10 protein-coding genes are annotated in these 12,985 nt (G+C 72.9%); 2 read left to right on the top strand and 8 right to left on the bottom strand.

Annotated features, from left to right (window positions below):
* From AOK09_RS11860 to AOK09_RS11885, 6 genes are all read right to left on the bottom strand, one after another.
* Positions 1-708, bottom strand: a 708-nt coding sequence (locus AOK09_RS11860) for a LacI family DNA-binding transcriptional regulator (protein WP_055587122.1), incomplete at its 3' end; no start/stop codon positions are given.
* Positions 709-768: 60 nt separating this feature from the next.
* Positions 769-1,800 carry an ABC transporter permease gene (locus AOK09_RS11865; protein ID WP_055587123.1) on the bottom strand — a complete coding sequence of 344 codons (1,032 nt, stop codon included), beginning with the start codon at positions 1,798-1,800 and terminating at the stop codon, positions 769-771.
* Entirely contained in the window at positions 1,797-2,765 is a 969-nt protein-coding gene (locus AOK09_RS11870; RefSeq protein WP_055587124.1) for an ABC transporter permease, read from the bottom strand. The genes AOK09_RS11865 and AOK09_RS11870 overlap by 4 nt, the downstream gene beginning before the upstream one ends.
* Positions 2,762-4,393: a sugar ABC transporter ATP-binding protein gene (locus AOK09_RS11875; RefSeq protein ID WP_055587125.1), complete on the bottom strand. Its 1,632-nt coding sequence runs from the start codon at positions 4,391-4,393 to the stop codon at positions 2,762-2,764. Before AOK09_RS11875 ends, AOK09_RS11870 begins: the two co-directional genes overlap by 4 nt.
* A 454-nt stretch (positions 4,394-4,847) precedes the next feature.
* Positions 4,848-5,936: an ABC transporter substrate-binding protein gene (locus AOK09_RS11880; RefSeq protein ID WP_055587126.1), complete on the bottom strand. Its 1,089-nt coding sequence runs from the start codon at positions 5,934-5,936 to the stop codon at positions 4,848-4,850.
* Between the two features lie 149 nt (positions 5,937-6,085).
* Complete coding sequence (locus tag AOK09_RS11885; protein ID WP_063795929.1) at positions 6,086-9,394, bottom strand: glycoside hydrolase family 2; 3,309 nt, start codon at positions 9,392-9,394, stop codon at positions 6,086-6,088.
* A gap of 623 nt (positions 9,395-10,017) precedes the next feature.
* Here AOK09_RS11885 and AOK09_RS41300 point away from each other — a divergent pair.
* On the top strand, positions 10,018-11,232 hold the full coding sequence (locus tag AOK09_RS41300) for a M23 family metallopeptidase (RefSeq protein WP_217698420.1): 1,215 nt from the start codon (positions 10,018-10,020) through the stop codon (positions 11,230-11,232).
* Positions 11,233-11,247: 15 nt separating this feature from the next.
* Here the strand turns inward: AOK09_RS41300 and AOK09_RS11895 are convergent, their stop codons facing one another.
* A complete protein-coding gene (locus AOK09_RS11895; RefSeq protein ID WP_055587128.1) occupies positions 11,248-11,766 on the bottom strand; it encodes a GNAT family N-acetyltransferase in 519 nt (172 codons plus the stop codon).
* Positions 11,767-11,782: 16 nt separating this feature from the next.
* Positions 11,783-12,352, bottom strand: coding sequence for a helix-turn-helix domain-containing protein (locus AOK09_RS11900; protein ID WP_055587129.1), 570 nt, complete (start codon positions 12,350-12,352; stop codon positions 11,783-11,785).
* Between the two features lie 44 nt (positions 12,353-12,396).
* On the opposite strand from AOK09_RS11900, the gene AOK09_RS11905 reads away from it, so the two are divergent.
* The gene (locus AOK09_RS11905; protein ID WP_157875866.1) at positions 12,397-12,768 is read left to right on the top strand and encodes a hypothetical protein; all 372 of its coding nucleotides are present in this window, start codon (positions 12,397-12,399) and stop codon (positions 12,766-12,768) included.
* Positions 12,769-12,985: the final 217 nt, after the last annotated feature.

Genomic DNA, 12,985 nt, shown 5'->3' on the forward strand with positions numbered 1-12,985 from the left:
GTCCAGCAGGTCGGCCATCGCCTGTGCGCCGTCCGCCCGGCCGTACCCGCCGGTGGGCGCGACCAGCTCGTCGCCGTACGGCAGCCCGGCGGCGGCCAGCTCCTCCCGCCAGCCCTGGAGCCGCAGATGGGCGGGCTGCCGGGCGCTCTCCCGGCGGGCGCCCAGGAAGGCGATCCTGCGCCGCCCCATCCCGACCAGGTGCCGGACCGCGCTGCGGGCCGCGGCGACGTTGTCGATCGCGATGTGGTCGTACGGCGCGTCGTACTCGCGCTCACCCAGCAGCACCAGCGGGGCGGTGTCGGTGCGGCCCAGCAGGTCCTCGGTCTCCAGCTCGATGGGGGAGAGGATCAGCCCGTCGATCACATGGGCGCGGAAGCCCTGGGAGACCAGCATCTCCTTCTCCCGCAGCCCGGCGGTGTGGTCCAGCAGCACCGTGTAGTCATGCCGGGCGGCGGCGTCGATGACGGCCCCCGCGAGTTCGGCGAAGTAGGGGTTGCCGAGCTCGGGGACGGCCAGCGCGATGATGCCGGTGCGGCCCTTGCGGAGATGACGGGCCGTCAGGTTGGGCCGGTAGCCAAGTTCGTCGATGGCTTGCTGTACCCGGGCCCGCATCGCCGGGGTGACATGGGGATAGTCGTTGACGACATTGGAGACGGTCTTGATGGACACGCCTGCGCGCAGCGCGACGTCCTTGAGGCTGACGCCCACGGCGTTCCCTCCGGGTCGGGCCGGCCGCGGGCTCCGGGGAGCCCGCGGCACCGGCGACGGTCATGTGGTGAGGCGCGCCCGTGCCAGATACCGCTGGGCCACGACCACCACGATAAGGAAGCCGCCGCTGACCACGGACTGGTAGGAGGAGTTGAGCGAGCCGATCTGGTTGATCAGATTCTGGATGACCGCCAGCAGCAGCACCCCCCAGAGGGTTCCGCTGACCGAGCCCGCTCCGCCCACCAGCAGGGTCCCGCCGATGACCACCGCGGCGATGGCGTCCAGCTCCATGCCCACCCCGATGATGGTCACCCCGGAGGACAGCCGGGCGGCGTTCAGCGCCCCCGCGAACCCGGCCAGCAGTCCGCTGAGGACATAGACCAGCACCCGGGTCCTGGCCACCGGCAGCCCCATCAGGGTCGCCGCGTCCGCGCTGCCGCCGACCGCGAAGAGCGCCTGGCCGAACGAGGTCCGCTGCAGCACCACGCCGCCCAGCACGAACAGCGCCACCGCGATCAGCACCGGATAGCCGAACCCCCACAGCGTGCCCTGCCCCAGCTCGGCGAAGGCCGAACCGCGCGGCACCAGATAGGTGGTGGCGCCCTCATGGGTGAGGCTCAGCAGCAGCCCGCGAGCCGCCAGCAGGGTCGCCAGGGTGACGATGAACGGAGCCATGCCGGCCCTGGCGATCAGCAGCCCGTTGAGCAGGCCCACCGCGCCGCACACCGCCAGCGGCAGCAGCAGCGCCGGCAGCAGCCCGTACTGCGACGCCCAGGCCGCCAGTACCCCGCCGAGCGCGAAGACCGAACCGACCGAGAGGTCGATGCCACCGGTGATGATCACCAGCGTCATGCCCAGCGCGACCACCGACAGGAACGACGCCTGAACGGTCACCCCGCGGGCGTTGTCCAGGGTGCCGAACGACGGGAAGACGAACGAGGAGACGAGGACGACCGCCAGCAGCACCGCGAAGACGCCCTGCCGCTGCACCAGCGAGGCGATCCGCTGCCGGTCGAGGGCGGCGGCCGCGGCCGCCGCGGGAGGGGCGTCCGCAGGGACGGCTGCGGGCCGGGGAGAGGTGAGGGACTTCATCGGGATCGACGCTCCCGTGCGACATAGACGGCGACGAGGATGATGGCCGCCTGGGCCATCTGCGCGGTGGAGTCGGGCAGGTCGTGCTTGACCAGGGTGGCCCGCAGCAACTGCATCAGCAGGGCCCCGGTGACGGTGCCCAGCACCCGTACCGAACCACCGGTCAGCGGCGTTCCGCCGACCACCACCGCGGTGATCGCGGAGAGCTCCATCAGATTGCCCAGCGCCGACGGGTCGCTGGCGGTCAGCCGCGCCGTGGCCAGCACCCCCGACAGCGCCGCCAGCACCCCGCAGAGCACATAGACACCGGTCAGCACCCGCCTGACCGGCAGCCCGGCCAGTCCGGCCGCGGCCCGGTTGCCGCCCACCGCGACCAGCTGACGGCCGAAGGTGGTGCGGTGCACGATCCCCGCGACCAGCAGCGCCAGCACCCCGGCGATCAGCACCACCACCGGCACCCCGGCCACCTGGCCGCTGCCCAGCGACAGCAGGTCGGGGTTGGCGATCTGCTTGAGCTGCCCGTCGGCGATCACCAGCGCCAGACCGCGGCCGCCGACGAACAGCGCCAGCGTGGCCACGATCGGCTGCAGGCCGACCACCGCCACCAGGGTGCCGTTGACCACGCCCACCACCACCCCGGCCAGCAGCGCCACCAGCAGCGCCGGGACCAGCCCGTAGCCCAGGTAGAGCGGCAGCAGCGCCGCCGCCAGCGCCATGGTGGAGCCCACCGAGAGGTCCACACCCTCGGTGCCGATCACCAGCGCCATACCGAGCGCCACGATCACCACCGGCGCCACCTGGACCAGCTGGGTGCGCAGATTGTCGACCGTCAGGAAGTGGTCCGTGAAGGCGGCGTTGAACAGCAGCAGCACCGCCACCGCCGCATAGACCCCGTACCTCTGGAACCAGGCCGGCGAGGCGAGCCGCCCCGCCCACCGGCCCGGACGCAGCGCGAGCTGACTCATCCCTGCTCCTCCTCGGCAGCCTCGTCGGGCGCAGTGTCCCCGGACGTTCCCCCGCCGGCCCCGGGACCGTGCGCGGCCAGCACTTCCAGCAGCTCCGCCTCGCCCACCCGGTCACCGGTCAGCTCACCGGCGACGGCGCCGCCGCGCAGCACCACCAGCCGGTCGGCGCCCTCCACCAGCTCCTCGATGTCCGAGGAGATCAGCAGCACCGCCAGGCCCTCCTGGGCCAGCTCGTCGACCAGTGCCTGCACCTCGGCCTTGGCCCCGACGTCGATGCCCCGGGTGGGCTCGTCCAGCAGCAGCACCCTGGGCTCCAGGCAGAGCCACCGCGCCAGCAGCACCTTCTGCTGGTTGCCGCCGGACAGTTCGCCCACCTTCTGCTCGGGACTGGACGCCTTGATCCGCAGCCGCTTCATGAAGACCTCGACGATGCGGTCCTGGCGCGCCCGGGAGACCACCCCGGCCCGCGACAGCCGGGGCATCGCCGCCAGCACGATGTTCTCCCGCACCGACAGACCGGGGATCACGCCCTCCGCCTTGCGGTCCTCCGGCAGCAGGCTGATGCCCGCCCGGATCGCCGCGGCGGAGGTGAGGCGGCGCAGCCTGCGGCCCGCCACCGTCACCGTGCCGGAGTCCAGCGGGAGGGCGCCCGCCAGTGCCTTGGCGGTCTCGCTGCGCCCCGACCCCAGCAGGCCGCCCAGGCCCAGCACCTCGCCGGGGTGCAGCTGCAGCGCGACATCGTCCAGCTGGTGGCGGCGGCTGAGGCCGGTCGCGGTCAGCACCGGCTCGCGGTCGGCCCGGTGGCCCTCCCCGAAGCCGGTGACGCCGTGCCGGCGGACCTCGGCGACCTCGCGGCCGAGCATCATGGAGACCAGCTGCATCCGGTCCAGGTCCGCCAGGTCGCCGGTGTGCACCAGGCGGCCGTCGCGCAGCACCGTCAGCCGGTCGCAGATCCGGTAGAGCTCGTCCATCCGGTGGCTGACGTAGAGCACCGCGATCTGCCGGCTGTGCAGCTCCCCGATGACCCGGAAGAGGGTCTCCACCTCGCGGGGCTCCAGGGCGGAGGTGGGCTCGTCCATCACCACCACCCGGGCCTGCACCGAGACCGCGCGGGCCAGCGCCACCATCTGTTGGGTGCCCACGCCCAGGCTGCCGAGCGGGCGGCGGACGTCGGCGGTGACGCCGAAGCCGGCCAGCAGCTCGGCGGCCTCCCGGTGCATCCGGGGGAAGTCGATCAGCCGCAGCCGGTTCTTGGGCTCACGGCCGAGGAAGATGTTCCGCGCCACGCTCATCAGCGGGACGAGGTTGACCTCCTGGTAGATCGTCGACACCCCGGCCTGCTGCGCCTCGTACGGGCGGGCGAAGGAGACCGGCTGCCCGTGCAGCCGCAGCTCGCCGCTGTCGGGGCGGTGCACTCCGGTGAGCACCTTGATCAGGGTGGACTTGCCTGCGCCGTTCTCGCCGACCAGGGCGTGGATCTCGCCCTGGCGCAGGGTCAGGGAGACGTCGTCGAGCGCGACCACGCCGGGGAAGCGTTTGCCGACGCCGATCGCCTCCAGCACCGCCGGGGGCACGGCTGGGTCCGTGTCCTCGGGCGGTGCGGCGGCTGCCGCTTCGGGGGGTGCCATCAGGTGAGGCCTTCCGTGGTTCCAGGGGTGACGACAGGGGGCGGTGCGATGCCCCGCGCAGGGCGCCGGCCGTACGCTGCCCCGACGCCGGACGGTGCGCAGCCGGGGTGTGCCGGGTGTGTGCGGGTCGCCGCGGGGTGTCCCTCGGGTCCCGCCCGCGGGGCGGTGCGCCCTGGCCGGGGCCGGGGCCCACCGCCGGGTGCCCGTACGGGGCGGCGTCCGCGCCGGGGGCGCGCCGGTGGCCGTGGGCCTGGTGTGCGGGATCCGTACGCCCACCGTGTGCTCCGCGGTGCGGGGCCGGGTGGGTGCGGCGGCCCGGTGCGGCGGTCCAGATTCGTCCCGTACCTGGTGCGCCGCCCGGGCCGCCGGTCTGCGGCGTCCGGTGCACGGGGGCCGCCCCGGCGGTCCGGCGGGGGTGCCCGCCGGGGCCGCGGACGGGGTGCTCCGGGGGTGCCTAGTACGCGCCGGGCAGGGAGTCCTTGGCGTTGGAGGCGTCATAGGCGCGGTCGGAGATGATCACGTTCTCCGGGATCGCCTCCCCCGCGAAGAACTTCTGCGCGGTGGCGAAGGCCAGCGGGCCGAAGCGCGGGTTGGACTCGATCACGCCGTTGTACTCGCCGTTGGCCAGGGCCTGCACCGCGTTGCGGGTACCGTCCACCGAGACGATCTTGACGTCCTTGCCCGGCTTCTTGCCGGCGCCCTTGAGCGCCGTCAGCGCCCCCAGGCCCATCTCGTCGTTCTCCGCGTACACGGCGGTGATGTCGGGCTTGGACTGGATCAGCTGCTCCATGACCTGCTGGCCCTTGTCGCGGGCGAACTCGCCGGTCTGCTGGGCGACGATCTCCATGTCGGGGGCCTTGGCCTTGAGCTCGTCCACGAAGCCCTTGGTGCGGTCGGTGGTGACGTTGTTGCCGGAGGCGCCCAGCAGGATGGCGACCTTGCCCTTGCCGCCGGTGACCTGGACCATCTGGTCCGCGGCGCGCTTGCCCTGCTCCACGAAGTCCGAGCCCAGGAAGGCCACGTAGTCCTTGCAGGCGGTGGCGTTGAGCTTGCGGTCCACGGTGATCACCGGAACGTGCTTGGCGGCGGCGGCCTGCAGGGCCGGCTCCAGCCCGTCGGAGTTCAGCGGGGCGACGATCAGCAGTTGGGCGCCCTGGGCGAGCATGTCCTGGATGTCGCTGATCTGCTTGGACAGCTGGGACTGCGCGTTGGTGGTGAGCAGCTTCTTGACGCCCAGCTTGGCGGCCTCGTCCTTGATCGACTGGGTCTCCGCGATCCGGAAGGGGTTGGCCTCCTTCTCGGACTGGGAGAACCCGACCACGGTGTCCTTGAGGTCGAGCTTGGCCGCGCCGTAGGACTGGAGGGTGCAGCCCGAGCCGGAGGATGCGGCCGCCGAGGGGGACTGGACCACCTGGGCGCCCTGGGTGGAGTCGCCGGAGGCCGTCCCGGTGTTCTCCTGCTTGGCACAGCCGGCGGCGGTGAGGGCTGCGGCGGCGATCAGGCAGACGGCGGCCAGGGTGCGGGTTCTGTAAGGGGTAGTCATGTGCGTGGCGCTCCTCGGGTGGAGGGATTTACAACGTTATACAGACGGTGGAACAGGGCTGGCAAGAGTTGGGGATACAACGTTGTGAAGCCGTGTCGGCGCCGGTTGCGGGGGCTGCCCGGGACTCCCCGGGCAGCCCCGTCGCACCGTCAGCCGGCCGTCGGCGCGGCCGGTTCGGCGGCGGCCAGGGAGGCCACCTCGGCCGGGCTCAGCGCCCGGTCGTACGCGTGCACATCGGAGACCGCCCCGGCCCAGTAGTCGACGGCGGCGCCGTTGTACTTGCCGCGGCCGATCACCAGGTGCCCGGACGGCACCTCGGCATTGCAGGCCCTGGTGCTTCCGGCCTCGGTGCCGTTCACATAGATGCGCAGGGTGCCGTCCTGGTGGCTGTAGCTGCCCACCAGGTGGTACCAGGTCCCGGTCTGCGGCTCGCCGATCGTCCCCGCCAGCGCCCTGGCGCCGGCGAAGCTGAAGGCGAACCGCTTGTCGGCCTGGGAGTACTGCAGATAGAAGGCGCTGTTGGTGTCGCCGTCCTCGGAGACGGCGGTGCTGAAGTGCCCCTTGTCGTCGAGACGGACCCAGGCGGCCACCGAGTAGTCCCCGCGGTCGGTGTCCAGGACGGTGGCGCCGGTGTCCACGTAACCGGTCCGGCCGTCCAGCTGAAGGGCCCCGCCGTTGGGCCCGGAGGTCCAGCTCGCACCGCCGTCGAGAGTGCCGTCGTGGCCTCCGACGGTGTCCGCGGCCGCCGTGCCGGACTGCTCGTGCAGCGGCCACCAGGAGACGCCCGCCAGGCCCGGGGTGCCGGCCGGCACATCGGTCCCGCCGGCCGCGGCACCCGCCGCGATCACCTGCTGGTTGACCTCGCGGACCTGCGCGGGGTCGACCTTGACCACCGCGCGGTCATAGGTGATCAGGCCGTTGAGTTCGCCCTCGACATCGGTGATCTCGGTGTAGACCGACCCGGAGAGACCGCAGGAGGCACGCTGCAGCAGCTTCCTGGTGTTCTCCACATAGGTCGCGGTCAGCTCCTCGCTGCTGTGCGCGGCGTCGCCGTAGTCCTGGCCGCCCGCGACGCCCAGGATGTGCCCGGGCACCACGTAGGAGTAGCCGCCGTGCTCGCCGTCGACCGAGGCGCGGGTCGCGTCCGGGGCGGGGTTGGCCGGGCCGTGGTAGTCATGGAAGTCGATCACGTCACCGCGGCCCGAGTCGCCCTTGGACGCACAGCAGTTGACGCCGGAGTGCGCGTCCACCAGCCGCGAGGGGTCCTGCTGCTTGACCGCGTCGGCGAGCTCGCCGGTCGCCTGCTTGCTCCACTCGCCCCAGCCCTCGTTCATCATCGTCCACATCACGATCGACGGGGTGCTGATGTGCTGGTCGACGATCTGGTGCACCTGGTCGGTGAAGGCCTGGGTCTCCGGGGTGCCGGCGGCCGCGGTGCCCCGGCTGGGCATGTCCTGCCAGACCATCAGCCCGAGCTTGTCGGCCCAGTAGTACCAGCGCGCCGGCTCCACCTTGATGTGCTTGCGGACCGCGTTGAAGCCCAGCTCCTTGTGCCGCACCAGGTCGGACTTGAGGGCCGCGTCGGTGGGCGCGGTGTACAGGCCGTCCGGCCAGAAGCCCTGGTCCAGGGTGGCCAGCACGAAGGTCGGCCTGCCATTGAGCTCGATCTTGTTCACCCCGCCGACCGGGGCCACCTTGATCGACCGCATCCCGAAGTAGGAGCCCACCCGGTCCTTGCTGTGCCCGTCGGTGAGGGTGACCTTGAGGTCGTACAGATAGGGGTGGTCGGGGCTCCACAGACGCGCCCTGGGCACCGGCAGCCGCAGTGCGGTCCCGGGGGCGCCGGTCACCTGGCCGACCTTGTCGCCCTGCGGGGTGTAGGCGGTGGCGGTGACCTCGGCGGCGGCGCCGGTGCCGGCGCCCGGCCGTACGGTGACGGCGAGGGAGGAGTCGGCCAGGTCCGGGGTGAGCACCAGCGAGTCGATACTCGCCTCCGGGACCGGCTCCATCCAGACGGTCTGCCAGATGCCGGAGCTCGGGGTGTACCAGATGCCGCTCGGGTCGCGGGACTGCTTGCCCAGTGCGTAGTGGTCGTCGGTGGTGTCGCGGACCTTCACCAGCAGCGTCTGGCTGCCGCCGTGGGAGACCGCGTCGGTGATGTCCGCGGTGAAGGCCTGGTAGCCGCCGGTGTGGTGGACGACCTCACGGCCGTTGACGTACACCCAGGCCTCGTAGTCCACCGCGCCGAAGTTGAGGTGCAGCCGGTTGCCCGAGCCGACGTGCCAGCTGTTGGGCACGGTGAAGGTGCGCTGGTACAGCGACCAGTCGTGGTGCCGGGCGACACCGGACAGGCCCGACTCCATCGGGTAGGGCACCAGGATGCTGTCGCTGAGCCTGCCCTGGGGCAGTGCGGCGTCCTGCTCGGTGGGCTGGAACTGCCAGGTGCCGTTGAGGTTCTGCCACTTGTCGCGGGTGAGCTGCGGCCGCGGGTAGTCGGGCAGCGCGTTGGACGGGGAGACGTCCTTGGCCCACTTGGTGGCGAAGTACCAGGTGGAGTCGTTGCGGGCGACCACGGAGAAGGGACCGAGGTCGCCCTGCGCGGTCGCGATGCCGCCCCGGCCGTCATAGCTGACCCGTACGTCCGCGTTCAGGGACACCGGGGTGTCCGAGGCGGCGGCGGTGAGCACCAGCCGTGAGGCATTCCCCGGGTCCTTGGCGACCGTGCCCGACCACAGGGTGCCGCCCGAGACCAGGGCCAGATGGGAGACGGCACCGGCGGGGAGCGCGGTCACCGCGGCCGGCAGGGTGACGGTCGCGGTACGCCCCGAGGCGGCGACCGCGGCGTCCGCGTCGGCGGGGGAGAAGCCGGCCGGCAGGTGCAGCGCGGCGTCGGGCAGCGGCTGGCGGGCGAAACCCGGACCGGACCACTCGGTGTGCAGATAGGCGCCGCCGTTGCCCTGGTTGTAGTCGACCGCCAGGTCGTGCAGACCGGCCGTGAGGGTCACCGGCTGGGAGGTGGTCTGCACGTCCCAGTCGGTCGTCCAGTGGTCGATCACGGATGCGCCGTCGAGGGACATCCGGAAGCCGTTGTCGCCCTTGATGTAGAAGGTGTAGACGCCGTCGGCGGGAACCTCGAGCCGCCCCGTCCAGCGCACCGCGACATTGTCGGTGGTGCCGGTGTAGCTGCGCAGCGTCGGCAGCAGATCGTCCACATGGAGGGAGGAGTCGATCCGGGTGCCGGTGTACGCCGCGAAGTCCAGCGCGGTGCCGTTGGAGCTGCGGTAGTAGTCGCCGCGCAGCCCCTGGTCGGAGGCGGCGGCGGGCGCGGCGGACGCCGCCGCGGTGGTCGGCGTCGCGCCGGCCGTCGCGGGCGCCAGCAGCGCCGCGCCGAGGAGCAGGGGCAGCAGCAGCGCCAGCCTTCTTACGGGGAACGGTATGCGGACTCTTCCAGGGCTCATCGCCTGCACCTTCCATGGTGGGGTTCTGTGCACCGGCCGGCCCGGGTGGTGGGGCCGCGGAGGACCGTGAGGGGAGGCCGGAGGCACACGGCGGCTGTCGGCCTGGTGTGACAGCCGCCGCGTATAACGTTGGAAAGCGGGAACGAGGAGTATGAAAGCAGGGAGTCGAGGTCTCGTACAGCCCCCTGCGGAAGGCTGATCGATTGCACCCCTCCGGTGGGGAACGTCCGGCTCCGGTTCCGGAGGGCCGGCGGCGGTGCTGGAAACTGCCGAATGAGAGGTCGTCTGAGCTGCGACGCAAGTGGGCGTGTGGGGTGCCGTCAGGACGCGGCTCCGACGGCCGGCGGGGCCGGTTCAAGGAGTTGGGCCCGGAGCCGGAACAGGCCCGGCGATCGGGGGTGTGGTGCCCGGGGGCTGGACACGCCCGAGTCGGCGTGCTGTCATTCGGGCAGACGTTTTTTCAACGTTGAAGAGACCGCATGGCCCACCGGGACGACTCCCGGGTGTCCGCTTCTCTGTCTCTCTGTCATGAACCGGTGACGCCGGGTCAGTTGGTGCGTACTGTGGCAGGTGCTCGCTCGCTTGTACGCTCCCAGGTCCGCCGGAACCCGTTGGAGATCACGATGGCATCAGAGGGCCGCCACCGTCGTCCGCGCAGCACCAGCGCCACCACCGCCCATCGGCTGGTGCTGGCCGCGGGAGTGACCGGCGCCGGACTGGGCGTACCCGTCGCAGCGGTCGGCGGCCGTCCCGCGCCCCACCACCCGGCCGAGTCCGCGGCGGGCGGCAGGGCGGACAGCCCGGGCGAGGACATGCAGAACGCCTCCTTCACCGGCACGCTCCGGCTGCCCGCACCCTCGGCAGGCACCCCGTCGAGCGCCCGGCCGAAAGTCCATGTGGTCGCCCCCGGCGAGACCCTCTCCGGGATCGCCCGCAGCAACCGGGTCCCCGGCGGCTGGCGCAGCGTCTACCTGGACAACCGTGAGGTGATAGGCGACGACCCCGACCTGGTCCGGCCCGGCGAGCGCCTCCGCATCGACCCTCCCGCCGCCCACGGCCACCAGGGCGCGGCCGGCGGGCAGCATGTCGTACGGCGGGGCGAGAGCCTGTCCTCCATAGCCGAGGCGGAGGACGTCGACGGCGGCTGGCAGAGCATCTATCTGGACAACCGCGAGGTGATAGGCGGAGACCCGGATCTGATCCGCCCCGGCCAGCGTCTCGACCTCCCGGCGCCCGGGACCGCCGGGGCGGCGAAGCCCAAGGCGGCCGCGGCCAGGGAGCCCGCCGCAAGGAAGCCCTCCGCCCGGAGGCCCGCGGCCCAGCAGGCCGCCGCAAAGGCGCCGGCGGCCCGGAAGCCCGCGGCCCGGAAGCCCGCAGGCGCAACGCCCGCGCACCGCCCGCACAGCGCGGCCCACGGGGCCGGCACGGCAGCGGCCCACGCCACCCTGCCGGTCCACGGCTACACCCTCACCGCCGGCTACCGTGCGGCCGGCAGCCACTGGGCCCACCGTCACACCGGTCAGGACTTCGCCGTCCCCAGCGGGACCCCCGTCTCCGCCGTGCTCACCGGCACGGTGGTCACCGCCGGCTGGGGCGGCGCCTACGGCAACGAGGTGGTGCTCCGCCACCACGACGGCAGTTACACCGTCTACGCGCACCTCTCCTCGATCGCCGTCCGTCGCGGCGAGACCGTCACGGCCGGCGCCCGGCTGGGCCGGTCCGGCGCCACCGGCAATGTCACCGGCCCCCATCTGCACTTCGAGGTGCGCAACGCCCCCGGCTACGGCGCGGACATCGACCCGGTCGCCTGGCTGGAGCGCCACGGCCTGCACATCTGAGCCGGTGCGTGCCGCTCAGCGGAGCTGCTTGTAGTAGAAGCTGCAGTCGCGGAGCGCACCGGACGGATCCGCCGCATAGTCGGGGACGACGCCGTACCTGGTCCAGCCCGCCGCCGGATAGAGCCGGTCGGCAGCGCTGCCGGTCTCGGTGTCCAACAGCAGCAGGGTGGCCCCGGCGCGGGCGGCGGCCTCCTCGGCGGTGGCCAGCAGTCTCCGGGCCAGCCCCTGGCCCCGGGCGGCGCGGTGCACCATGAGCTTGAGGACCTCGGCGCGGTGGCGCCCGTTGGGCTTGCCCTCCAGGGCGAGGCTCACGGTGCCGGTGACGCCCGCGGGCCCCCGGGCCGTCCAGACGGCCAGGCTGCCGTCGTCCACGGCGGGCTGCCGGGTCCGCCACCAGGCCTCCGCGGCGTGCGGGTCGAAGGGGGCGCGGAAGCCCAGCGAGGAGCCCTCGGCGACCACCTCGGCCAGCAGGTGCGCCAGTTCGGTCAGGCTGTCGCGGAAAGCCTCGGGGGAGAGTCGGGTGACGGTGTGCACAGCGGTGCTCCTTGACCTACGGCAGGACGATCAGCAGGGCGTAGCGGACCGGACCGGGGCCCGGGCAGTGGAAGCGCGAGCGGTCCCAGAGCCGGAAGCGCAGGCAGTCCCCCGCACGCACCCGGTGGGTCCCGCCGCCCGCGGTGACCTCCAACTCGCCCTCCAGCACCCAGATGTGCTGCTCCAGGCCCGGTACAGGCGGCCCGTCGTAGGCGATGTCGGCGCCCGGTCGCAGGACGCCCTCGACCACCTCGCCCCGCAGCGCGGGGTGGGGCGGGGAGACCGACCGCCGGGTGAAGCCGGAGTGCTGGTCCCGCCAGACGGTCTGCCGGTCCGCCCGGACCAGCTGCGGGGGCTCCGACTCCACCTCGGCCAGCAGCTGGGACATGGTGCGTCCGTACGCCGCGCAGAGCCGACCCAGCAGCGACGCCGTCGGGCTGATCTCGGCGCGCTCCAGCCGTGACAGGGTCGAGCGGCTGATCTCGGTGCGGTGTGCCAGCTCCTCCAGGGACCAGCCACGCTCCGTCCTCAGCTCTGCGAGCCGCCCGGCCAGCCGCGCCTCCATCCGGGTCGTGTCGTCTCCCATATTCAGGATTCTATCCCAGATATGAGAGGGGTCCGATCGCCGCCATGAGCGGGCACCGAGCCCCGCCCGGCCGCCGCCACCCGTTCGGCGGTACACCGGAGAGCCGCGCCGCTCGTTGCTCCAAGGTGGACCACACCCGCCCAGAAGGCCCCGGCGCTCCCGCCGGCGCCGCCGACACCCGGACGATGCAGCTGCGCGTCGGCGACACCCGGACGATGCACCTGCGACCCGACGACACCCTGGCCGCACCCATGGCCGCCGACCGCTGGGGCGAGCTGCTGCTGGCACTCTCCGCCGCCGCAGTGCCCACCACGCCGGGCGACACCGGGGCGATGCGCGCGGTGGCGAAACTGGACGAGGACGCCTACACGGCGGTGCTGCGCTGGATCCGCAGCGCCAACCTCCCGCACCCCTGACCGCCGTGCCGCCGGCGGCCCCGTCCGGTCCGGCCTCCCGGGTCCCCGGCCGTGACAGGGAGCCGGGCGGCGCCGCCTCTACCGCGCCCCCGCCTCGCCTTCGCGGTCCGCCGGCCGGCGCCGCAGCCCCCACGCCAGGCCCAGGCACGGCGCCGCGGCCAGCGCCAGCAGCGGACCGGGTGCCGCCCAGGCCGAGCCCAGCGCCCACCCCCCGTAC

Origin of the sequence: Peterkaempfera griseoplana (assembly GCF_001418575.1) — a bacterium.
GTDB lineage: Bacteria > Actinomycetota > Actinomycetes > Streptomycetales > Streptomycetaceae > Peterkaempfera > Peterkaempfera griseoplana.